The sequence below is a fragment of the Albidovulum denitrificans genome, assembly GCF_002973535.1.
GTDB lineage: Bacteria > Pseudomonadota > Alphaproteobacteria > Rhodobacterales > Rhodobacteraceae > Albidovulum > Albidovulum denitrificans.
On the sequence record NZ_PVEP01000002.1, the window covers coordinates 398,186 to 421,014 of the forward strand.

General features: G+C 66.7%; 23 protein-coding genes. 17 read left to right on the forward strand and 6 right to left on the reverse strand.

Annotation, left to right across the window (positions count from 1 at the left end; genetic code table 11):
• Positions 1–6: 6 nt before the first annotated feature.
• From LX70_RS07700 to LX70_RS07755, 12 genes are all read left to right on the forward strand, one after another.
• Positions 7–924, forward strand: coding sequence for a dihydrodipicolinate synthase family protein (locus tag LX70_RS07700; protein ID WP_105513965.1), 918 nt, complete (start codon positions 7–9; stop codon positions 922–924).
• Between the two features lie 14 nt (positions 925–938).
• Entirely contained in the window at positions 939–2,462 is a 1,524-nt protein-coding gene (locus LX70_RS07705) for an aldehyde dehydrogenase (NADP(+)) (protein WP_105514176.1), read from the forward strand.
• A 2-nt stretch (positions 2,463–2,464) separates the two neighbouring features.
• Positions 2,465–3,367: a 2-dehydro-3-deoxygalactonokinase gene (locus tag LX70_RS07710; protein ID WP_105513966.1), complete on the forward strand. Its 903-nt coding sequence runs from the start codon at positions 2,465–2,467 to the stop codon at positions 3,365–3,367.
• A complete protein-coding gene (locus LX70_RS07715; RefSeq protein ID WP_105513967.1) occupies positions 3,364–3,972 on the forward strand; it encodes a 2-dehydro-3-deoxy-6-phosphogalactonate aldolase in 609 nt (202 codons plus the stop codon). The genes LX70_RS07710 and LX70_RS07715 overlap by 4 nt, the downstream gene beginning before the upstream one ends.
• Positions 3,969–4,817, forward strand: a complete 849-nt coding sequence (locus LX70_RS07720) for an SMP-30/gluconolactonase/LRE family protein (protein WP_105513968.1) — start codon at positions 3,969–3,971, stop codon at positions 4,815–4,817. Before LX70_RS07715 ends, LX70_RS07720 begins: the two co-directional genes overlap by 4 nt.
• Before the next feature lie 52 nt (positions 4,818–4,869).
• The gene (locus tag LX70_RS07725) at positions 4,870–5,541 is read left to right on the forward strand and encodes an HAD family hydrolase (RefSeq protein ID WP_105513969.1); all 672 of its coding nucleotides are present in this window, start codon (positions 4,870–4,872) and stop codon (positions 5,539–5,541) included.
• Positions 5,538–6,491 carry a sugar-binding transcriptional regulator gene (locus tag LX70_RS07730; RefSeq protein WP_105513970.1) on the forward strand — a complete coding sequence of 318 codons (954 nt, stop codon included), beginning with the start codon at positions 5,538–5,540 and terminating at the stop codon, positions 6,489–6,491. The genes LX70_RS07725 and LX70_RS07730 overlap by 4 nt, the downstream gene beginning before the upstream one ends.
• 119 nt (positions 6,492–6,610) lie before the next feature.
• Positions 6,611–7,927: an ABC transporter substrate-binding protein gene (locus tag LX70_RS07735; RefSeq protein WP_105513971.1), complete on the forward strand. Its 1,317-nt coding sequence runs from the start codon at positions 6,611–6,613 to the stop codon at positions 7,925–7,927.
• Between the two features lie 142 nt (positions 7,928–8,069).
• A complete protein-coding gene (locus LX70_RS07740) occupies positions 8,070–8,939 on the forward strand; it encodes a carbohydrate ABC transporter permease (protein WP_105513972.1) in 870 nt (289 codons plus the stop codon).
• A gap of 13 nt (positions 8,940–8,952) precedes the next feature.
• Entirely contained in the window at positions 8,953–9,783 is an 831-nt protein-coding gene (locus tag LX70_RS07745; RefSeq protein ID WP_105513973.1) for a carbohydrate ABC transporter permease, read from the forward strand.
• 11 nt (positions 9,784–9,794) lie between these two features.
• The gene (locus tag LX70_RS07750; protein WP_105513974.1) at positions 9,795–10,793 is read left to right on the forward strand and encodes an ABC transporter ATP-binding protein; all 999 of its coding nucleotides are present in this window, start codon (positions 9,795–9,797) and stop codon (positions 10,791–10,793) included.
• Positions 10,794–10,804: 11 nt separating this feature from the next.
• Positions 10,805–12,274 (forward strand): mannitol dehydrogenase family protein, encoded by a 1,470-nt coding sequence (locus LX70_RS07755; protein WP_245884983.1) that lies wholly within the window; start codon positions 10,805–10,807, stop codon positions 12,272–12,274.
• 28 nt (positions 12,275–12,302) lie between these two features.
• On the opposite strand, the gene LX70_RS07760 is transcribed toward LX70_RS07755, so the two are convergent.
• The 3 genes from LX70_RS07760 to LX70_RS20700 all read right to left on the reverse strand — a co-directional run bounded on the left by LX70_RS07760 (position 12,303) and on the right by LX70_RS20700 (position 13,497).
• Complete coding sequence (locus LX70_RS07760; protein WP_245884985.1) at positions 12,303–12,656, reverse strand: ArsR/SmtB family transcription factor; 354 nt, start codon at positions 12,654–12,656, stop codon at positions 12,303–12,305.
• 91 nt (positions 12,657–12,747) lie between these two features.
• The gene (ferA, locus tag LX70_RS07765; RefSeq protein ID WP_105513977.1) at positions 12,748–13,275 is read right to left on the reverse strand and encodes a flavin reductase FerA; all 528 of its coding nucleotides are present in this window, start codon (positions 13,273–13,275) and stop codon (positions 12,748–12,750) included.
• Between the two features lie 72 nt (positions 13,276–13,347).
• Positions 13,348–13,497 (reverse strand): hypothetical protein, encoded by a 150-nt coding sequence (locus LX70_RS20700; protein ID WP_170076147.1) that lies wholly within the window; start codon positions 13,495–13,497, stop codon positions 13,348–13,350.
• Positions 13,498–13,745: 248 nt separating this feature from the next.
• Here LX70_RS20700 and LX70_RS07770 point away from each other — a divergent pair, with 248 nt between their 5' ends.
• Positions 13,746–14,789, forward strand: coding sequence for a DUF475 domain-containing protein (locus LX70_RS07770; protein ID WP_211301681.1), 1,044 nt, complete (start codon positions 13,746–13,748; stop codon positions 14,787–14,789).
• On the opposite strand, the gene LX70_RS07775 is transcribed toward LX70_RS07770, so the two are convergent.
• The 3 genes from LX70_RS07775 to LX70_RS07785 are packed head-to-tail and all read right to left on the reverse strand — an operon-like array spanning position 14,790 to position 18,452.
• Complete coding sequence (locus tag LX70_RS07775) at positions 14,790–16,574, reverse strand: sensor histidine kinase (RefSeq protein WP_105513979.1); 1,785 nt, start codon at positions 16,572–16,574, stop codon at positions 14,790–14,792.
• A gap of 6 nt (positions 16,575–16,580) precedes the next feature.
• A complete protein-coding gene (locus LX70_RS07780; protein WP_105513980.1) occupies positions 16,581–17,732 on the reverse strand; it encodes an FIST N-terminal domain-containing protein in 1,152 nt (383 codons plus the stop codon).
• A 27-nt stretch (positions 17,733–17,759) separates the two neighbouring features.
• Positions 17,760–18,452, reverse strand: coding sequence for a response regulator transcription factor (locus LX70_RS07785; protein WP_105513981.1), 693 nt, complete (start codon positions 18,450–18,452; stop codon positions 17,760–17,762).
• A gap of 157 nt (positions 18,453–18,609) precedes the next feature.
• Between LX70_RS07785 and LX70_RS07790 the strand changes: the two genes are divergently transcribed.
• The 4 genes from LX70_RS07790 to LX70_RS07805 are packed head-to-tail and all read left to right on the forward strand — an operon-like array spanning position 18,610 to position 22,812.
• A complete protein-coding gene (locus tag LX70_RS07790; RefSeq protein WP_105513982.1) occupies positions 18,610–19,125 on the forward strand; it encodes an SRPBCC family protein in 516 nt (171 codons plus the stop codon).
• Positions 19,126–19,151: 26 nt separating this feature from the next.
• Positions 19,152–19,637 carry a (2Fe-2S)-binding protein gene (locus tag LX70_RS07795; RefSeq protein WP_105513983.1) on the forward strand — a complete coding sequence of 162 codons (486 nt, stop codon included), beginning with the start codon at positions 19,152–19,154 and terminating at the stop codon, positions 19,635–19,637.
• A 12-nt stretch (positions 19,638–19,649) separates the two neighbouring features.
• Complete coding sequence (locus LX70_RS07800; protein WP_105513984.1) at positions 19,650–22,019, forward strand: xanthine dehydrogenase family protein molybdopterin-binding subunit; 2,370 nt, start codon at positions 19,650–19,652, stop codon at positions 22,017–22,019.
• A gap of 10 nt (positions 22,020–22,029) precedes the next feature.
• Positions 22,030–22,812: an FAD binding domain-containing protein gene (locus LX70_RS07805; RefSeq protein WP_105513985.1), complete on the forward strand. Its 783-nt coding sequence runs from the start codon at positions 22,030–22,032 to the stop codon at positions 22,810–22,812.
• The last annotated feature ends 17 nt before the right edge of the window (positions 22,813–22,829 follow it).

Genomic DNA, 22,829 nt, shown 5'->3' on the forward strand with positions numbered 1-22,829 from the left:
CTGACCATGACCCAAGCCCTGACCGGCATCCTGCCCGTTGCGCCGACGCCCTTCCACGGGGACGGCAGCCTTGATGAGGGCGGCATCCGCCGCGTTCTCGACTGCATGATCGACCAGGGCGTCGATGCGATCTGCATCCTTGCCAATTACTCCGAACAGTTCCTGCTGTCGGATGACGAACGCGCCACGGTCATGCGCATCAGCCTTGAGCATGTCGCGGGCCGGGTGCCGGTGATCGTCACCATCAGCCATTTCGCGACCGCCATCGCTGTCGCCCGCGCGAAGGCGGCCGAGGCGATGGGTGCGGCCATGGTGATGATGATGCCACCCTATCACGGTGTCGGCCTCGTCCCCGCCGAGGCCGGGATCGTTGAGCATTTCCGCGCCGTCAGCGACGCGATTTCGATCCCGATCATGGTGCAGGACGCGCCCCTTTCGGGCGTCAGCCTGCCGGTGCCGCTTCTGGCCCGCATGGCGCGCGAGATTGAAAACGTGAGCTACTTCAAGATCGAGACGCCCTTCGCCGCCGACAAGCTCGCCGCGCTGATCGAGGCGAGCGGGCGCGACATCATCGGCCCCTTCGACGGGGAAGAGGCGGTGACGCTTCTGGCCGATCTGGATGCGGGCGCGACCGGCACCATGACCTCGGGCCTGCTGCCGGAAAAGATCCGGCCCATCGTCATCGACTACCGCGCCGGGCGGGTCGATCAGGCGCTGGACCGATGGCGGCTCTGCCTGCCGCTTATCAACCACGAAAACCGTCAATGTGGTCTTCGCGCCTGCAAGACTGTATTCGCGGCGGGGGGCGTGATCGGGTCCGACCATGTCCGCCACCCGCTCAAACCGCTCAGCGAGCGCACGAAGGCGCGGCTTCTCCATCTGGCGGGGGAGCTTGACCTGATCGCGCTGCGTTGGGGCAAATGACGAAGGAGACCGCAATGGCGGACAGCGTTTTCACCCCCCACGGGCGTCACCTGATCGCGGGCGACTGGGTTGCGGGTGCGGCGACCTTCCGGTCTGAGCCTGCGCATGGGGCGGCGCATGACTTCGCGGTCGGGACGCCGGATCTGGTGGACCGCGCCTGCAAGGCTGCCGAGGCGGCGTTCTGGTCCTATGGCTCTGCGACCCGTGAGGATCGCGCGGCCTTCCTCAACGCCATCGCCGATGAGATCGAGGCGCGGGGCGACGCGATCACCGGGATTGGGACGTCTGAGACCGGCCTGCCGGAGGCGCGGTTGCAGGGCGAACGCGGGCGGACCACCGGGCAGTTGCGCATTTTCGCCAGCCACATCCTGAAGGGCGATTACCTCGACCGCCGCCACGACCCGGCGCTGCCCGACCGCCAGCCGCTGCCACGCCCCGACCTGAAGCTGGTCCAGCGCCCCATCGGCCCGGTGGCGGTCTTCGGCGCCTCGAACTTCCCGCTCGCCTTTTCGACCGCGGGTGGCGACACGGCGGCGGCGCTGGCCGCCGGTTGCCCGGTCGTGGTCAAGGGCCATTCCGCCCATCCCGGCACGGGCGAGATCGTGGCCGAGGCGGTCCATGCGGCCATCCGGCGCTGCGGCATCCATCCGGGCGTGTTCTCCCTTATCCAGGGCGGCAAGCGCGATGTCGGGCAGGCGCTTGTCCAGCACCCGCTGATCCGCGCCGTGGGCTTTACCGGCTCGCTCGCCGGGGGGCGCGCATTGTTCGATCTCTGCTGTTCCAGACCCGATCCGATCCCGTTCTTTGGGGAGCTTGGTTCGGTAAATCCAATGTTCCTTCTGCCATCGGCGCTGGCCCAGCGGGGGGCGGAGATCGCGAAGGGCTGGGCCGCCAGCCTGACCATGGGCGCGGGGCAGTTCTGCACCAATCCCGGCATCGCGGTGGTGATCGACGGGGCCGAGGCCGACGCCTTCACGACGGCCGCGACCGAGGCCCTGTCACCCGTCGGCGCGCAGGTGATGCTGACCGACGGGATTGCGGCCGCCTACCGCCAGGGCCGCGACCGGATCGCGGCGACGGCGGGGGTGCAGGCGGTGCTGACCTCGGTCTGCGACCTGAGGAGCGCCACGCCTTACCTTTACGCCACCACGGGCGCGGCATGGCTCGCCAATCACGCGCTGGGGGAGGAGGTCTTTGGCCCGCTCGGCCTGATCGTGCGGGTGGCGGATGCGGCGGAGATGGAGGCCGTGGCGCGGTCCTTGCAGGGCCAACTGACCTGCACGCTGCATCTGGACGCGGGCGATACCGCGCTGGGGCAACGCCTGATGCCGGTCCTTGAACGGAAGGCAGGCCGGGTGCTGGCAAACGGCTTCCCCACCGGCGTCGAGGTCGCCGATGCCATGGTCCATGGCGGTCCTTACCCGGCGTCGACCAACTTCGGCGCCACCTCCGTCGGGACGCTGTCGATCCGCCGCTTCCTGCGCCCGGTCTGCTACCAGAATATCCCCGACGCGCTCTTGCCGGGGGATCTGGGGTAGTCATGGTCAAGCCCGACTGGATCGCTGTCGATTGGGGGACGAGCAGGCTGCGCGCCTGGGCCATGGCGGCGGATGGTGCGGTTCTGGCCGAAGGGTCATCGGCCGACGGCATGGGCGCGCTGGACCCGGACGGGTTCGAACCGGCGCTCATGCGGCTGGTGGGCGGCTGGCTGCCGGACACAGGCGCGCCGGTGCCGGTCGTCGCCTGCGGGATGGTCGGGGCCAGGCAGGGCTGGCGTGAGGTACCTTATCGCCCCGTCCCCTGTGCGCCTTTGGGCGGTGGCATGGCGGTCACCACCGCCGATCCGCGCCTGTCTGTCCGCATCCTGCCCGGCCTTTCCCAAGCGACCCCGCCCGACGTCATGCGCGGGGAAGAGACGCAGATCGCCGGCCTGCTGTCGCATATGGCGGATTTCGACGGCGTCATCTGCCTGCCCGGCACCCACACCAAATGGGCGCAGGTCAGCGCGGGCGAGGTGGTGAGCTTTCAGACCTTCCTGACCGGGGAGATGTTCGACCTGCTGGCGACCCGCTCGGTCCTGCGCCATTCGGTCGGCGGGGGCGCGCTTGACCGCGCCGCCTTTGCCGGGGCGGTCACGGATGCCATGACCGCGCCACAGAAACTCGCCGCGCGGCTCTTTGCGATCCGGGCGGCGGGGCTGCTTGAGGGGCTGCCAGAGGCAGAGGCGCGGGGGCGGCTTTCGGGCCTTCTGATCGGGCTGGAACTGGCGGGGGCGAAACCCTACTGGCTGGGCCAGAACGTCGCGGTGATCGGCGCGCCCGATCTGGCCGGGCTTTATGCCGAGGCGCTGAAAGGCGCGGGCGTGACCGTCGCGGTGCTGGAGGCGACATCCATGACGCTCGCCGGGCTGGGCGCGGCGCGGCGGGGAAGGGGGGACGCATGAGCCATCGCAACATCATCGCCATCCTGCGTGGCATCCGGCCGGAGGAGGTTCTGGCCGTCGCGGACGCCCTGATCGGCGAAGGCATCACCAAGATCGAGGTGCCGCTGAACTCCCCCGACGCCATTGCCAGCGTCGCGGCGCTTGCCGGGCGGTTCGGGGGTGTCGCGGTGATCGGCGCGGGGACGGTGCTGACGCCTGCGGACGTGGACAGGGTGCAGGCGGCGGGGGGCGGGCTGATCGTCTCACCGGATGCCAACCCGGCGGTGATCGCGCGGACCAAGGCGCTTGGGCTGCTCTCCTATCCCGGCGTGATGACGCCCACGGACTGTTTCGCGGCGCTCCGGGCCGGGGCGGACGGGCTGAAGCTGTTCCCCGGCTCGCTGATCGGCCCGGCGGGGCTGAAGGCCCTGCGCGCGGTCCTGCCCGAAGGGACCGAGGTTCTGGCCGTCGGCGGCGCGGGGCCGGAAAACTTCGCCGAATGGTTCGCCGCCGGGGCGTCCGGCTTTGGCATCGGAACGGCGCTTTACCGGCCCGGCGACGGCGCGGGTGAGGTGGCCAACCGCGCGCGCGGGATCGTCGCGCAGTACGACGCAGGCCGGGGATGAGGGCGGAGGTCTTCGACAACCGCCCCTGCGAGTTGGGCGAAGGGCCGCTTTGGCACCCGGAACGGGGGCAGCTTTTCTGGTTCGACATCCTCGGCCACCGGCTGTTGTCGCGGCAGGGGGACAGGGCGCTTGACTGGGCGCTTGGCGAATGCGCCTCGGCCGCCGGGTGGGTCGATCGCGACACGCTGCTGATCGCCACGGAAAGCGGGCTTTACCGGTTCGACATCCCATCGGGCGCGCGCGAACGGGTGGTGCCGCTTGAGGCGGACACCCCCGCGACCCGGTCGAATGACGGCCGCGCGGACCCGTTCGGCGGCTTCTGGATCGGCACCATGGGCAAGCGGGCAGAGCCGGGCTTGGGCGCCATCTACCGCTTTCACCGGGGCGAGGTGGTGAAGCTGCATGACCGCATCACCATTCCCAACTCCATCTGTTTCGCGCCGGACGGCCGCAGCGCCTATTTCGCCGATACCCGGGCGGGTGTGGTCTTTCGCCAGAGGCTCGACACCGGGGGCTGGCCGGAGGGAGCGGCGGAGGTCTTCGTCGATCTGTCCGGCGAAGCCTTCGGCCCGGACGGGTCGGTGACGGACGCGGACGGCGCGCTTTGGAACGCGCAATGGGGCGCGGGGCGGGTGGCGCGCTATCTGCCCGACGGCACGCTGGACCGGGTGGTCGCGGTGGGCGGCGCGCACAGTTCCTGCCCGGCCTTCGGCGGCGCCGATCTGTCCACCCTTTACGTCACCACGGCGCGCGAGGGGATCGTGGCGCCGGACCCCGGCGACGGGCTGGTCTACCGCGTCGCCGCCGGCATACGCGGCAGGGCCGAACCGCGGGTCCTCCTCTGACCGCTTCCCCCGGCGGCGGGCCTGCGTATAGTGCGGGCGGAAAGGGGGGGCGATGGCGACCGATCTTGTCATCTTCGATTGCGACGGCGTCTTGATCGACAGTGAGATCATCAGCGCGAAGATGCTGGTGGCCGAACTGGCACGGCTGGGCGTCACCATCGACCTCGACTATGTCGCGCGCCACTTCCTCGGCCGCAGCTATCCGACCGTGATGCAGCAGATCCGCGAGGAGTTCGGCCTGAACCTGCCCGAGGCGTTCGAGGAACAGTATCGCAACCGGCTTCTGGCGGCGTTCGAGCGGGACCTGACCATCATGCCGGGGATTGCCGAGGTGATCGGCGCGCTGGCCGTACCTTATTGCATCGCCACATCCTCAAGCCCCCGCCGCGCCCGCCGCTCGCTTGAGATCGTGGCCTTTCCGGGGCTTGATGAGACGCCGCTTTTCACCGCCTCGATGGTGGAACACGGCAAGCCCGCGCCCGACCTCTTCCTGCTGGCTGCGGAAAAAATGGGCGTGAAACCAAGGGATTGCCTTGTGATCGAGGATAGCCTGAACGGCATCCGCGCGGCCCATGCGGCGGGGATGGAGGTCTTGCGCTTCACCGGCGGAACCCATCTGCAAGGCCGCGACCTGACCCCACCCGACGATGCGCGGCCTGCCAAGACATTTGATTCCTTCGCGCGGTTCTTCCAGATTGTCCCGCAATTGCGGAGAGCCCCATGAACCTGATCGACCCCGAAACCTCGAAACACGATGACGCCGCGCGGGCGGGGTGGATGTACTATGTCGGCGGCATGACGCAGGACCAGATCGCGACGGAACTGGGCGTCTCGCGCCAGCGCGCGCAGCGCCTTGTCAGCCGCGCCATGGCCGAGGGGTTGATCCATGTCCGGCTGGAACACAAGATCGGGTCTTGCCTCGCCGCCGAGGCGGCGTTGAAGCGACGCTTCGGGCTGACCGAGGCGCGGGTGGCGCCGTATCTGGGCGCGGGGGTGGACCCGGCGCGGGCGACGGCGGCCATCGCGGCGGAACTGCTGGAAAGCTACCTTGCGCGGCCCGACCCGCTGGTCATCGGCTTTGGCACCGGGCGGTCGCTGGCGGCCATGGTGGCCGAACTCGCCGCCGCGCCTTATGAGCGGCACAAGGTCGTCTCCCTCATCGGGAATATCGCGCCGGACGGGTCGGCGTCCTTCTATGACGTCATCCTCAGGCTCGCCGACAAGCTGCATGTGCCGCATTACCCGATGCCGGTGCCGGTCCTGTCCGAGACGGCCGAGGAACGGGCGCTGTTCTACGCGCTTGGCCCGGTCAAGGCGGTCGTCGATCTGGCGCGCAATGCCGATGTGGTCTTTTGCGGCGTGGGCCAGATGGGCGGCGATGCGCCGCTTTACAAGGACGGCTTCGTGACCAGGGACCAACTGGCCGAGATGCAGGCGCGCGGCGCGACGGGGGAGCTTGTCGGCTGCGTCTTCGACGCCGGGGGCGTCTATCTCGACACGCCGCTGACCGCGCGCCTCGGCGGTGTGCGGATCGAGCCTGCGCGGAGCGGCCCGGTGATCGGCATCGCCGCCGGGACCAGCAAGGTGCCTGCGATTCGCGCCGCCATCGCGGGGCGGCTGATCAACGGCCTTGTCACCGACGAGGCGACAGCCGAGGCGCTTCTGGCCGGGTAGGGGCGGGTTTTGCATCGTTTGCGCTAACCTCCAGCCGAATTTCCGGTTGACAAAATGTCGCGCAAGAGTGAGCATATGCGCATTGGATGGGCAAATGCTCATACCCTTGGGAGGAAATCATGACTATGACGATGCGGGCGCTTCTGGGCGCCACCGCTCTTTGCGGCCTGTCCGCCGGCGCCTTTGCGGAATCGATCACCGTGGCCACCGTGAACAACGGCGACATGATCCGCATGCAGGGCCTCATGTCCGACTTCAACGCGAAGCACCCCGACATTCAGGTCAACTGGGTCACGCTTGAGGAAAACGCGCTGCGCCAGCAGGTCACGACCGACATCGCCACCGGCGGCGGTCAGTTCGACGTGCTGACCATCGGCACCTATGAGGTTCCGATCTGGGCCAAGCAGAACTGGCTTTCGCCGCTGAACGACCTTCCGGCAGAGTACAATGTCGACGATCTGTTGCCTTCGGTGCGGGGCGCCCTCTCCGTCGACGGCACGCTTTATTCGCTGCCTTTCTACGGCGAATCCGCGATGGTGATGTACCGCACCGATCTGGCCGAGAAGGCCGGGATCACGATCCCCGACAGCCCGACCTGGGACGACATCAAGGCCGCCGCCGCCGCGATGACCGACAAGGGGAACGAGGTCTATGGCATCTGCCTGCGCGGCAAGCCGGGCTGGGGCGAGAACATGGCCTTCATCGGTGCCATGAACAACAGCTATGGCGGGCGCTGGTTCGACATGGACTGGAAACCCCAGTTCGACAGCCAGGAATGGAAGGACACGGTCGCCGACTACCTCGACCTGATGACCAATTACGGTCCTCCGGGCGCCTCCTCGAACGGGTTCAACGAAAACCTGACCCTGTTCCAGCAGGGCAAGTGCGGCATGTGGATCGACGCCACCGTCGCGGCCGGTTTCGTGACCGACCCGACGAATTCCACCGTCGCCGACCATGTCGGCTATGCGCAGTTCCCGAACAAGGCGGGCGTGGACAACCACGGCAACTGGTTCTGGGCCTGGACGCTCGCGATCCCGGCCTCTTCGCAAAAGCAGGACGCGGCGAAGACCTTCATCCAGTGGGCGACCAGCCAGGAATATACCAACCTCGTCGCCTCGAAAGAGGGCTGGCGCGCCGCCCCTCCGGGCACCCGCACCTCGCTTTATGAGAATGCGGAGTATCTGGCCGCCGCGCCCTTCGCCAAGATGACGCTCGATTCGATGAACGCGGTCGATTTCTCCAAGCCCTCGGTGCAGGAGATCCCCTATACCGGCGCGCAATTCGTCGCGATCCCTGAGTTCCAGGGCATCGGCACGGCCGTCGGGCAGGAGATGTCGGCAGCCCTTGCCGGGCAGGAAACCGGCGATGAGGCGCTGGCCAAGGCGCAGGCCCTGACCGACGAAGAGATGAAGGCGGCCGGTTACATCCAGTAACCCCGGCTGTCCTGAAACGGCCCGCGGGCGCGGGTTCCGAATCCCCGCACCCCGGCCACCCCGGCCGCGCCTGTCGCGCGATGTCCTCCGCATCCGCCCCCGGCGCGGCCGTTCCGGCCCACCCTTGTCCAAGGAGCGTCCCATGGCCACGCAAGCTTCCCGGTCCGCCGCGCGCCTGATGATCTCTCCTTCCGTCATCCTCCTGTTTTTGTGGATGGCGGTGCCGCTGGGAATGGTCATCTACTATTCCTTCCGCCGCTACCGCCTGCTGAACCCCGATCGCGCGGGCTGGGCGGGGTGGAGCAACTATTCCAATTTCGTCTTCTCGCCCGATTTCGGCGGTGCGCTGGTGAACACGCTGATCCTTGTGCTGGGCGTGCTGCTGCTGACCGTCATCCTTGGCATCCTGATCGCGCTGCTGATCGACCAGCCGATCTGGGGGCAGGGGCCGGTGCGGATCCTTGTGATTTCGCCCTTCTTCATCATGCCGCCGGTTTCGGCGCTGGTGTGGAAGAACATGTTTTTCAACCCGTCGAATGGCCTCTTTGGGGAGCTGTTCAAGTATCTCGGGATGCCGCCCTACGATTTCCTCGGGCAGGCGCCCCTGGCCTCCATCGTCACCATCGTCGCCTGGGAATGGCTGCCCTTCGCCACGCTGATCCTGCTGACCGCGCTGCAATCGCTGGACGGGGAACAGCTTGAGGCGGCCGAAATGGACGGCGCGCCGCCCCTGAAGCGCTTCTTCTACATCGTGCTGCCGCATATGAGCCGGGCGATCACCGTCGTCGTGCTGATCCAGACGATCTTCCTTCTGGGCATCTTCGGCGAGATCCTCGTGACCACCTCGGGCGGTCCCGGCACGGCCTCGACCACGCTGCCGTTCCTGATCTTCAAGAAGGCGCTTCTGGACTTCGACGTCGGCACCGCCGCCGCCGGGGGCATCGTCGCCGTCATCCTCGCAAACATCGTCGCCATCTTCCTGATGAAGGCGATCGGCAAGAACCTGGACTGAGGGAGAGAAAGACATGGCCCGCGCCGTCACCCCCGCCCGCAAGACCGTCAACACCGCCGCCGCATGGATCGTGGCGCTGATCATCTTCTTCCCGATCCTCTGGACGATCCTGACCAGCTTCAAGCCCGAGCCGGTCGCGGTCGCCTCGCCGCCGGTCTTCCTGAACTTCGACTGGTCCTTCGACAATTACCGGACCGTCATCCAGCAACGCGGCTATGGCCAGTTCTTCTGGAATTCCGTCGTGATCGCCTTTGGATCGACCATCCTTGGCATGATCATCGCGATCCCGGCGGCCTGGGCGATGGCCTTCGTCCACGGGCCGCGCACCAAGGACCTGCTCATGTGGATGCTCTCGACCAAGATGATGCCCGCGGCGGGCGTGCTGGTGCCGATCTACCTGATCGCGGTCTATTTCAAGATGCTGGACACGCAGATCCTGCTGACCGTGGTCCTGATGCTGATGAACCTGCCGATCATCATCTGGATGCTCTACACCTATTTCCGCGAAATCCCGGTCGATATTCTTGAGGCCGCGCGGATGGACGGCGCGACGCTCTTCAACGAGATCGTCTATGTCCTGACGCCGATGGCGGTGCCGGGGATCGCCTCGACGCTCCTGCTGAACGTCATCCTGGCCTGGAACGAAAGCTTCTGGACGCTGAACCTGACGGCGTTCAACGCGGCCCCCCTGACGAAGTTCATCGCCGGGTTTTCCAGCCCGCAGGGCCTTTTCTACGCGAAACTCTCGGCGGCCTCGGTCATGGCCTTCCTGCCGATCCTGATCCTTGGCTGGTTCAGCCAGAAGCAACTTGTGCGCGGCCTGACCTTCGGCGCGGTGAAATAAGGGGGACGAGAATGGGCAAGATCAGCCTTCAGAAAGTCGAAAAGCGCTTCGGCGATGTCAGCGTCATCCCGCCCCTGGATCTTGAGGTCGAGGACGGGGAATTCGTGGTCTTCGTCGGCCCTTCGGGCTGCGGCAAATCCACGCTTCTGCGCCTGATCGCGGGGCTGGAGGATACCACCTCGGGCAAGATCTTCATCGACGGGGCGGATGCGACACAGCTTGCGCCCGCCAAGCGCGGGCTGGCGATGGTGTTTCAGTCCTACGCGCTTTACCCGCACATGACGGTCAGGAAGAACATCGCCTTCCCGTTGAAGATGGCGGGCGTGCCGCAGGCGGAGATCGAGGAAAAGGTCGATTACGCGGCCCGCGTGCTGAACCTGTCGAACTACCTCGACCGGCGGCCGGGGCAGCTTTCCGGCGGCCAGCGCCAGCGCGTCGCCATCGGCCGGGCCATCGTGCGCAGCCCGTCGGCGTTTCTCTTTGACGAACCGTTGTCGAACCTTGACGCGGCGCTGCGCGTGAACATGCGCCTTGAGATCACCGAACTGCATCAGAACCTGAAAACGACGATGATCTACGTCACCCATGATCAGGTCGAGGCGATGACCATGGCCGACAAGATCGTGGTCTTGCAGGCGGGCGTGGTCGAACAGGTGGGCAGCCCGCTGGAACTGTACCACCGCCCGCGCAACATCTTCGTCGCGGGCTTCATCGGCAGTCCGAAGATGAACTTCATCGAAGGGGCCGAGGCCGCGAAGCAGGATGCAAAGACCATCGGCATCCGGCCCGAACATGTGACGATCAGCAAGGACAGCGGCGCCTGGAAAGGCACCGTCACGGTCAGCGAACATCTGGGCTCCGACACCTTCCTGCATGTGGAAACCGATCTGGGCCTGATGACGGTGCGCTCGGGCGGCGACGTCGACGTGCATCACGGCGACACCGTCTGGCTGACCCCCGAGGCGGACAAGCTGCACCGCTTCGACGACAAGGGGCTCAGGATCGCGTGATGGGGGGCGGAATGAAACTGTCTAATGCCACGCTGAAGGACCTGCCCGAAGGCGTTCGCGGCCCGCGCTATGACCGCGCGCGCCTGACGCCGGGGATCGTGCATATCGGGCTGGGGAACTTTCACCGCGCCCATCAGGCGTGGTATCTGCACCGGCTGTTCGATGAGGGGCGAAACCTCGACTGGGCGATCATCGGCGCGGGCGTGCGCCCCGCCGATGCGGTGCAGCGCGAAAAGATGCTGGCGCAGGATTGCTTGACGACGCTGATTGAACTGGACCCTTCGGGCAAGTCGGCCGAGGTGACAGGCGCGATGATCGGCTATGTCCCGGTTGAGGAGGGCAACGCCGCGCTGATCCGCCAGATGGCCGATCCGGCGATCCGCATCGTGTCGCTGACCGTGACCGAGGGCGGCTATTACATCGACCCGGCCAATGGCAGCTTCGACGCTGCCCATCCCGACATCGCCCATGACGCGGTAAACCCCGCGACGCCGCGCACCGCCTTCGGCGCCATGATCGCCGCGCTAAGGCTGCGCCGCGATGCCGGGCAGGGCGCCTTCACCTGCCAAAGCTGCGACAACCTCCAGGGCAATGGCCGGGTGTTGAAGCAGACGATCCTTGGCCTCGCCCGCCTCTCGGATCCCGGCCTTGCCGACTGGATCGCGGCCCACAGCGCGTTTCCGAATTCCATGGTCGATTGCATCGTCCCCGCCACTGGCCCGGCCGAACTGGCGCTGGCGCAGGGCTTCGGCATCGCCGATCAGGTCCCGGTGACGCATGAGAATTTCCGCCAATGGGTGATCGAGGACGATTTCTGCGCCGGGCGGCCCGATTGGGACAGGGTCGGCGCGACCTTCACCGCGGATGTCCATGACTATGAGGCGATGAAGATCCGCATCCTCAACGCCGGGCATCAGGTCATCGCCAACCCCGGCGAGGTTCTGTCGGTTGAGACGATTTCCGGCTGCATGGAACACCCGCTGATCGGCGCGCTTTTCCGCAAGGTCGAGGCCGAGGAAATCGCCCCCCATGTCCGGCCCGTGCCGGGGATGGAACCCGCCGCCTATGTCGCCCTGATCGAGCGGCGCTTTTCCAACCCCGCCATCGTCGATACCACCCGCCGCGTGGCCTTTGACGGCTCCTCCCGCCATCCCGGTTTCGTGCTGCCGATCCTGCGCGACGGCCTTGCCTCCGGCGGGCCGGTCGAAGGCCTTGCGCTGGTCGAGGCGCTTTGGGCGCGGATGTGCGAAGGAACGCGCGAGGATGGCAGCGTGATCGCCCCGAACGATCCCTTCTGGGACAGGCGGCAGGCGGTCGCGCGCGCCGCAAAGGACCGCCCGGCGGCCTGGCTGGAACAGCGCGAGATCTATGGCGATCTGGCGGGGGAACCGCGCTTTGCCGGGGCCTTCGCGGACTGGCTGACGCAAATATGGTCCGCCGGGGCCGAGGCCGCGTTGCGGGACTATACCGGGAAAGGGTAGGGGGCGAAGCCCTGCCTTGCGGCGGGGCTTACTCCGTCTCGCAGAACATCTCGTAAAGCAGGCCGATCATGCGTTCGACGCGCGGTTCGCTCAGCGAATAGAAGATCGCCTTGCCCTCACGACGCGCGGAGACCAGCCCTTCCAGACGCAACCGGCCAAGCTGCTGGCTGACGGCGGCCTGACGCGAGGACAGAAGCTGTTCCAGCTCCGTCACCGACTTTTCGCCGGTGGAGAGGTGGCACAGGATCATCAGCCGCCCCTCATGCGACAGCGCCTTGAGGAAATTCGCAGCATCCTCGGCCCGCGACATCATGTCGGCCGGATCGACGGGGGCGCAAAGGGGCGCGTCGTCACGCTTGGCTTCGGTCTTCGAAAGGCTCATCAACATCGTGTACACCACGTTTCAACGGGCAGAATATAGGCGGTTTGCCCGGCGAAAACCAGTGCAAGGATGTCACAGGTTAATCCGCTGCCTATCCGTGATGCAGGAAATCGCCGTAGCGCCCGTTCCAGAACAGAAGCGGATCGCCGGGGTGAAAGGCCGCGCGCAGGACCCGCCCGACAAGGATCGCGTGGTCGCCCCCGTCATGGCAGGCCTCGGCCCGGCAGTCGAAACGCGCGACGCAGCCCGATAGCGCGGGCAACCCCTCGGGCGTCTCAGAGAGGTCGAGGCCCGCGAACTCTGTCCCGTGGCGCGAAAAGTGGCGGCAAAGCGCAAGCTGGTCCGAGGCCAGCACATGCACCGCGTAATGCGCCGCCCCCTCGAAGGCCGCGAAACGGGCCGAGGCGCGCGAGGGACACCACAGGATCAAGGGCGGGTCGAGCGAGACCGAGGTGAAGCTGTTCGCCGTCATCCCCACCGGCCCGTCGGGACCCATGGTGGTGACGACCGTCACCCCGGTCGCATAGCGGCCAAGGGCCATGCGCAGGGCGCGCGGGCCATCGGTGCCGGGCGTCCAGGTGCCGGTCAGGATCTCGGGGTCGGTGTTCGCATGCGTCATTTCCCCCCGTATATGGCGCTTTCGGCCCGCAAGGGAAACCGCAATTGCGACAGGGTCAGGGGGCAGACCGGCTCAGGCTTCTTCTTCGCCGGTGTCGATCAGCCAGCCGCCGGGGCCAGCGATCTGATCGGGGAGGCCAAGGATCATCAGCTCGCGCGCGACGAGGCACAGCATCAGGCTGGCGGCGATTTCGTCGAACGAGATCATGGACAGGATCGTCATGGCTAGGTCCCCCTTTTGCAGGTCCGAACCTGCCGGGAAAAACGGGCGGGATTGCGGCAGGGACGGGGTATTGGCGGGGAATTCTGCGGGCAGGGGGCGGTATTCGTGGTCCTTGCCGTGCCGCGCGCGGCGTCGCCCTTGCGCTGAAGGGGCGCCTCGCCTATCTGCGAAACACCGGGGCAGAGTCCGCCCGCCATGGCCCGTCCGCGGGCGCAGGGCGCCGGGGGGAAAGACGGAGACCGCGCAGGATGTCCACCGCGATGCACTATTTCCGCTGGGCCTTTCTGGTCACGGCGCTGGGGCTGGTCGCGGCCTTTGCCCTTGGCTGGCAATATTCCGGCACCATGGGCGGGGCGCTCTCCTTCTTCCTGATCGGCGCCATCCTTGCGGTTCTGGAAATCTCCCTCTCCTTCGACAATGCCATCGTGAATGCCAACAAGCTGAAGGAGATGACGCCGGAATGGCAGAAACGCTTCCTGACCTGGGGCATCCTGATCGCGGTCTTCGGGATGCGCATCCTCTTCCCGCTGCTGATCGTCGTCATCGCCGCCGGGATCGGCCCGTTCGAGGCGCTGAACCTTGCCGCCGCGCGGCCTGACGAATATGCCCGCATCGTCGGCGGCGCGCATCTGTCCATCGCGGCCTTCGGCGGCACCTTCCTGATGATGGTGGCGCTGACCTATTTCATCGACGAGGGCAAAGAGGTCGACTGGATCCGCGCCGTGGAATGCCAGCTTCGCCGCTGCGCCTCGGTCCGCGGGCTTGAGATCGCGCTGGTCCTTGGCGTCGTCTTCATCTTTGCCACGCTGATCCCTGAACATGCGTCGGACGAATTCCTGTTCGCGGCCGTCGGCGGTGTCCTGACGTTTCTTCTGGTCGAGGCGCTGGGCCATGTGCTCGACCAGCGGCAGGCGGCGCTGGGGGCGGCGGCGAAGGGCGGTCTGGGCGCGTTTCTTTATCTTGAGGTGCTGGACGCCTCGTTCAGCTTCGATGGTGTGATCGGGGCCTTCGCGCTGACCCATAACCTGTTCCTCATCGCCATCGGGCTGGGCATCGGGGCGATGTATGTCCGGTCCATGACCATCATGCTGGTGGAAAAGCAGACGCTGGCAGAGTTCCGCTATCTGGAACACGGGGCGTTCTATTCGATCCTGATCCTGTCGGTCATCATGTTCGGCCAGACCCTGTGGCATATCCCCGAGGTGGTGACCGGCGTTCTTGGCTCTGCCTTCATCCTGATTGCCTTCGTGTCCTCCATCCTGCACAACCGCAAGGTCGCGCGCGAGGCGTGATCAGCCCTTCGCGACCGGCAGGGTCAGGGTAAAGGCGGTGCCTTTCCCCGGCTCGGAGGTCAGGACAAGCGGATGGCCCAGAAGCGCGCAGGCGCGGTCCACGATGGCCAGGCCCAGCCCCATCCCCTCGGCGGCCGAGGCGCGGGCGTTCAGGCGGTGGAACTCTCGAAAGACGTTGTCCTGTTCCTCTTCCGGGATGCCGGGGCCGGTGTCGATCACCGCGACGCGCAGCCGCGCGCGGCCGGGACGCACACCGACCAGAACCCGGCCGCTCTCGGTATAGCGGATCGCGTTGCCGATCAGGTTTTGCAGGATGCGGCGCAGGTAGGTCGCGTCGGACTGCACCAGGGCCCGCGTCGGCACCACCGTCAGCCGCAGGCCCTTCAGCGCGGCGACCGGGGCGAATTCGTCGTGCAACTGGCGCAGAAGGTGGCCAAGGCGCACGGTGCCGGGGGTCAGCGCGGCCTTGCCCGCCTCAAGCTTCGAGATGTCGAGAAGATCGCCAAGGATGCCCTCGACGCTGACAAGGGCGTTCTGCGCCTTGGTCAGCGTCGCTTCCGCGTCCTGCCCCAGACCGTTATCCGACAGTGAGGCGAGGAACAGCTTGGCGGCCGACAGCGGCTGCAAGAGGTCGTGGCTCGCCGCCGCGACGAAACGGGACCGCGCGGCGCTGGCGCGTTCGGCCTGGGCCAATGCGTCCTCAAGCTCAAGCGTGCGTTCCAGAACCCGCCTCTCAAGCGTTTCGTTCGCGCGTTCCATGGCGCGGATCGCGGCGCGTTCGGCGGTGACGTCGGTAAAGCTCATCACGAAGCCGCCATCGGGCATTTCCTCGGCCGAGACGGTCAGGATCGTGTCGGCGCCCGCGCGCATGTCGAAGGTCAGGGGCGGGCGGGGGCCGGTGCCGGAGCCCCAGTCGGCGAGCCTCGCAAAGCTCATCTTCTGGCCAAGATGGACGCGGCCCTTCAGCAGCGACAGAAGCGAGGCGAAGGCCGCCCCGCGCCGCGCCCCCGCGACCGGGATCGACAGAAGTTCCGCCAGACGGCGGTTCCAGCCCAGCATCCGCCCTTCGGCATCAAAGATGCAGACCCCCTGGCTGATATGATCCAGCGTCGCGCGCACCAGCCGCGCCTGATCGTCCAGAAGCCGCCCGCGTTCCTCGCGTTCCAGCCGCATCACGTCGGTCAGGTCGGTTTGCAGCACCACCGTTCCGCCATCCGCCGTGCGGTGTTCCGAAACCTGCACCCAGCGGTCCCAGATCATCTCGGCATTGAACATCACATGGCGGTCGGCATGGCGGCGCAGGCGCCGGGCGACCCAATCCTCGCGGCTGTCCCCGCGCGGCAGGACGAGGTGTCCGGAACGGCTGACGCGGTCGACATAACCCTCGAATGTCAGGCCGGGAACCAGATCGTCATGCGTGTCGGGCATATGCATCCCGAACCGCGAATTGCACAGGACCAGCACGTCGTCCGGGCCGAACAGGCCAAACCCTTCCTCAATGGTCTCGATCGCGTCGGCAAGGTAGCGCCGGGCGGCCTCAGCCTCGCCCATGGCGCGTTCGAGCCGGGCGTTGGAGTCGTTCAGCAGGTCCAGCGCGCGTTCCAGATCGCGAGTGCGGTCGCGCACCTGATCCTCCAGCAGCACGGCGCGCTGGAACTGCGCATAGGCCGCGCCGCTGTCGTCGGTCGCCTCCTCCACCCGTTTCATCAGCGCCTCGACAATGGTCAGAAGCTTGGCCTGGCGGCGTTCGGGCGGGTCGGCGGGGTTGATGAGGGGGTGGGACACTGGCCGTCACCCCCCTTTCGGCGGATAGATCGCGACGCCGGTCATGGTCTGGTTCACATGCACCGCGCCATGCTGTTCGCCATAGGTCGAAAAGCCGGTGACGCGGTGGCGGCCGAGAATGTCCGAGATCTTGCCGAAGAGCTGCTTTTCCTGCGCCTCGATCCGGCGCAGCACGCAGTCGCAGGCAAGGATGGCGGCGGGCGCGGTGTCGCGGGCCAGCGCGGTCAGTTCACCCTCCAGATGCGCGGCCATGTCCTGCGCCTCGGCCAGCGTCAGGACCAGCCCCTCGTCGATGGCGGAGAAGAAGACCAGATCGCCGTTCGGCGCGACGCGCTGGATCGCGCGGACATGGTGGCGCCCGCCGATCCTGACGACAAGCGGGTGGGCGGCGAAGGTGAAGGTGGTCAGTTGCCCTGGGTCCTTGCCAAGGATGCGGGCATATTCCTGCGCCGCCGGTTCGGCGTTGATCTGGCGGACCAGACGGCGGGCGGGGTCGGCCTTTGTCACCACCATGCGCCGGTCGGAGGGCAGAAGGTGGTCAAGGCTGAAGACCCGCACCGGGCAGCGGGTGCGGATCAGGGCAAGCGTCGCGGTGTTTTGCGCCAGCCGCCCGTGATGCAGCACATGGGTCGCGCCAAAGCGCGTCCCGTCCCCGGCCGAGCCGCCGAAAAGTGGCACCGGCCCCAGCCCGGTCGCCACGGCGGCGGCCAGTTCATCCTCTTTCACCGACAGGCCGTCGACCATCAGAAAGGCGAATTCGTAGTCCCAGCCGGGGTGGGCGGCAGTCAGGCGGTGGCGGGCGCGGATCAGATCGCCGATCAGGGCCTGCGCGTCGATGGCCTGAAGATCGGCGACCAGAAGCGTTTCGGCGGCGAAATCGGCGGCGGGCAGGCCGATGGCGACGATGCCGCCTTCCGAATATCCGCCGGGGCCGATCTCGCCCGCCGTGGTGCAGCCGGTCACGGGCGTGTCGCCGAAGGCGGCGGCGATCCGGGCGGGCAGGTCGCCCGCCACCGCCTCGGGCGACAGGAACAGCACCACCAACGCTAAGGGGCCGGGGCCAAGCGCACGCGCCAGACGGTCGAAGGCGGCCGGGTCCGACGCCTCGGCATGGGCGCGGGCGATCAGGTCGGGACCTTGTCCGGCTTCCGCGTCCATTCCTCTCCTCCCCCAAGGCGCGTGAGGTTAGGCGGGGTTCGTGTTCTCTGGCAAGAGGCTGGCAAAGCTTGCCTGCTTGGCCAGCAGCACCGCCTGGGTCCGGCTTTGCACACCGAGCTTGCGCATGATCGCCGTCACATGCGCCTTCACCGTCGTCTCGGCGATGGAGAGGTCATAGGCGATCTGCTTGTTCAGCCGCCCCTCGCAGATCAGTTGCAGGATGCGCGCCTGCTGCCGGGTCAGAAGCGCCAGACGGGCGGCGGCGTCCTCATGCGGCGTGGCCGGGCCACCCTCATCGGGGGCCTCGTAGTTTTCGGGGGTGAAGCGGCGGCCCGCGGCGACGGCTTCGAAGGCGGCGCGAAAGACCTCGCGCGGGGAATGCTTGGGGATGAAGCCCGCAGCCCCCGCGCGCAAGGCCGCGCTGATGACCCGCGCATCGGCGAGCGAGGAGACGACCAGAACCGGCACACCCCGCGCCGCCTGACGCAGCTGCACCAGCCCCTCGATCCCGTCCACGTCGGGCAGGTTGAGGTCAAGAAGGATCACATCCGGCCGCGCGCCCGCGTCGATCCGCTCCAGCGCGGCGTCAAGCCGGTCGGCGCTTTCGACCTCGGCCACGCCGACAAAGGCGCGCAAGGTCATGGACAGGGCGTCACAGAATAGCGGATGATCGTCGATGACGAGCGCTTTGGCGAAGGCGGGAAAGGCGGGGGCAACCATGATCGGACCAGTCTATGCGATATGGTCAGCCTAACACAGCCCCCGGTGGCGGGCAGTTGGCGGAAAGTAGCAGACGGGAGGCGCGCCACCTACGACCAAGGTCAGATAGCGCCTGCCGAAAGCCGCCCCTACACTTTCGCCAACCAAGGGAGGACACATGCAGCTGACAGATCACCGCGACATCGCGGCGCCGCCCGCGACCGTCTGGGCCGCGATCCTTGACCCGAAGGTCCTTATGGCCTGCATCCCCGGCTGCGAAAGCATGACCGGATCGCCCGAAGAGGGGTTCGAGGCGGTCGTGGTGCAGAAGGTCGGCCCGGTGAAGGCAAAGTTCACCGGCGCGGTCCAGCTCTCCGACATGGTCCCCGAACAGGGCCTGACCATCACGGGCGAAGGCAAGGGCGGCGCGGCAGGCTTCGCCAAGGGCGGCGCCAAGGTCGAAATGGCACCGGAAGGCGATGGCACCCGGCTGACCTATACCGTCGATGCCAGCGTCGGCGGCAAGCTTGCGCAGCTTGGCAGCCGGATCATCGACGGCTTTGCCAAGAAGATGGCCGACCAGTTCTTCGAGAACTTCAAGAACGCGCTTGAACCGCCCGCGCCGGAGGATGACGCCGGTGAGGCGGAAGAGGGTGAGAAAAAAGGATGGTTCCGCCGCACATTCGGCGGCTGAACCGGGATTTCAAGGGAGGACAAGCAATGACGAAAGTCTCGATGACGGTGAACGGCAAGGCCGTTTCCGGCGAGGTGGAGGGGCGCACGCTTCTGGCCACCTTTCTGCGCGAGGGGCTGGGCCTGACCGGCACCCATGTCGGCTGCGACACGTCGCAATGCGGCGCCTGCGTGGTGCATGTGAACGGACAGGCGATCAAAAGCTGCACCGCCTTCGCCGCCGATCTCGACGGCGCCAAGGTGACGACGATCGAGGGGATGGCCAATCCCGACGGCTCGCTCGGCACCGTCCAGCAGGCGTTTCAGGACCATCACGGTCTTCAATGCGGCTTCTGCACGCCGGGCATGGTGATGTCCGCCGCCGCCCTTCTGGCGGAAAACCCCAAGCCGACCGAGGCCGAGGTGCGCCACCATCTTGAGGGCAATATCTGCCGCTGCACCGGCTATCACAACATCGTCAAGGCGGTCCTTGCCGCGTCCGGTCAGGACGTTGGCCAGATCGCGGCGGAATGAGGGGAGGGGTTCATGCCTAAGGATCAAGGAATTGGCGCCCGTTCGAAGCGGCGCGAGGATGTGCGTTTCCTGACCGGCGCGGGGCGCTATACCGACGACATCAACGTCCCCGGCCAGACCTATGCGGCCTTTGTCCGCAGCGAGGTGGCGCACGGCAAGATCACCAAGATCGACACCTCTGACGCGGAAAAGATGCCCGGTGTGGTCAAGGTCTTTACCGCTGCGGATTTCGACGGCAAGGGCGGCGTTCCCTGCGGCTGGCAGATCCACGACCGGCAGGGCAATCCGATGCTGGAACCCAAGCACCCGATCCTTGCGGAAGGCAAGGTGCGCTATGTCGGCGACGCCATCGCCTGCGTGGTGGCCGAGACGCTGGAACAGGCCCGCGACGCGGCCGAGGCGGTGGTGGTCGATATCGACGAACTGCCTGCCGTGATGGACATGAAGGCGGCCGTGAAGGGCGGCGCGCTGGTCCATGATGAGCTTGGGTCGAACCTCTGCTACGACTGGGGGTTCATCGAGGACAACAAGGCCGCGACCGACGCCGCCTTCGAGACCGCCCATCACGTCACGACGCTGGAACTGGTCAACAACCGCCTGATCGCCAACCCGATGGAGCCGCGCGTGGCGCTGGGCCATTACAACCGCGCGATGGACGACTACACGCTTTACACCACCAGCCAGAACCCGCATGTGATCCGGCTTCTGATGGGGGCCTTCGTGCTGTCGATCCCCGAACACAAGCTGCGCGTGGTGGCGCCGGATGTCGGCGGCGGCTTTGGCTCGAAGATCTTCCACTATATCGAGGAAGCCTTCGTCACCCATGCCTCGCGCCTGATCAACCGGCCGGTCAAGTGGACCTCCACCCGGTCCGAGGCGTTCCTGACCGACGCCCATGGCCGCGACCATGTGACAAAGATCGAACTCGCGCTGGACAAGGACGGGATGTTTCAGGCGCTTCGGACCGAGACCTATGCGAATATGGGCGCCTATCTCTCCACCTTCGCGCCTTCGGTGCCGACCTACCTGCATGGCACGCTGATGGCGGGGAACTACAAGACCCCGCATATCTATGTGAACGTGAAGGCGGTCTTTACCAACACCGTGCCGGTCGATGCCTATCGCGGCGCGGGCCGGCCCGAGGCGACCTTCCAGCTTGAGCGCGTGATCGACAAGGCCGCGCGCGAGATGGGGATCGACCCGATCGAACTGCGCCGCAAGAACTTCGTCGGCGCGGATGAGTTTCCGTATCAGACGCCCGTGGCCGTGGCCTATGACACCGGCAACTATCAGGCCACGATGGACGTGCTGGAAAAGATCGCCGATCTGGCCGGGTTCGAAAAGCGACGGGCCGACAGCGCGAAGAAGGGCCTGTGGCGCGGGCTTGGCGTCAACTGCTATATCGAGGCCTGCGGCATCGCGCCCTCGAACCTCGTCGGCCAGCTTGGCGCCCGCGCGGGGCTTTACGAAAGCGCGACCGTCCGGGTGAACGCGACCGGCGGCATCGTGGTGATGACCGGCAGCCATTCCCACGGGCAGGGGCATGAAACCGCCTTCCCGCAGGTCATCTCCGAAATGATCGGCATACCGGAAAGCCAGGTCGAGATCGTCCATGGCGACACCGCCAATACGCCGATGGGGATGGGGACCTATGGCTCCCGCTCGCTGGCGGTTGGCGGGTCGGCGATGGTGAAGGCCACGAACAAGATCATCGCCAAGGCCAAGAAGATCGCGGCGCATCTCCTGGAGGCGTCGGACGGCGATATCGAGCTGAAGGACGGCAAGTTCACCGTCGCAGGCACCGACAAATCCGTCGACTGGGGTTCTGTCTGTCTGGCGGCCTATGTCCCGCACAACTATCCGCTGGCGGAACTTGAGCCGGGGCTGGAGGAGACGGCGTTCTACGACCCGTCGAACTTCACCTACCCCTCGGGCGCCTATGCCTGCGAGGTTGAGGTCGATCCCGACACCGGCAAGGTCACTGTCTGCGCCTTTGCCGCCGCCGACGACTTTGGCAATGTCATCAACCCGATGATCGTCGAAGGGCAGGTCCATGGCGGTCTGGCCCAGGGCATCGGCCAGGCGCTTCTGGAAGGGGCGGTCTATGATGAGAATGGCCAGCTTCTGTCGGGCAGCTACATGGATTATGCCATGCCGCGCGCCGACGATGTGCCGTTCTACACCGTCGACCATTCCTGCTGCACGCCCTGCACGCATAACCCGCTGGGTGTGAAGGGCTGTGGCGAGGCCGGAGCGATCGGTTCCCCCCCTGCTGTCGTCAACGCCGTGATCGACGCGCTTCAGCGCGCCGGAAAGACCAACGTCACCCATATCGACATGCCCCTGTCGCCGTCGCGCGTCTGGGCTGCGATTCAGGGCTGAGGAGGAAAAGATGTACGCATTCGAACTCGAAAAGCCCGCAACCGTGGCCGAGGCCGTGAAGGCGCTGGCGCAAGAGGACGCGCAGGCGCTGGGCGGGGGGCAAACGCTGATCCCGTCGATGAAACAGCGCCTTGCCGCGCCCGCCGTTCTGGTCAGCCTGAATGGCATCAAGGAGATGATCGGCGTCCGCAAGGACGGTGGCGATCTGGTGATCGGCGGCGCGACGCCCCATGCGGTCGTCGCGAAAGAGGCAGGGGCCTATCCGGCGCTGGCGGGGTTGGCGGGCAATATCGGCGATCCGGCGGTCAGGAACCGTGGCACGATCGGCGGCAGCCTGGCCAATAACGACCCCTCGGCCTGCTACCCTTCGGCGGTGCTGGCCTCGGGCGCGACGGTGGTGACGAACAATCGCCAGATCGCGGCGGACGACTTTTTCGAAGGTCTGTTCACCACGGCGCTGGAACCGGGCGAGATCATCACCGAGGTCCGCTTTCCGATCCCGCAAAAGGCCAGTTACCAGAAGTTCCTGCAACCGGCCTCGCGCTTTGCCCTCACGGCGGTCTTCGTCGCCAAAACCGGCGGCGGGGTGCGCGTGGCGGTGACGGGGGCGTCGGAAGATGGCGTCTTCCGCTGGGCCGATGCGGAAGCGGCGCTGTCGGCAAATTTCGCCGCCGATGCGGTGTCGGGCCTGTCCGTCGATCCCGAGGGCATGATCGGCGACATGCACGGCACCAAGGCCTATCGCGCCAATCTTGTGAAGGTTCTGACCGGACGGGCCGTTTCGGCGGCATAAGCACACCCGACGACGGT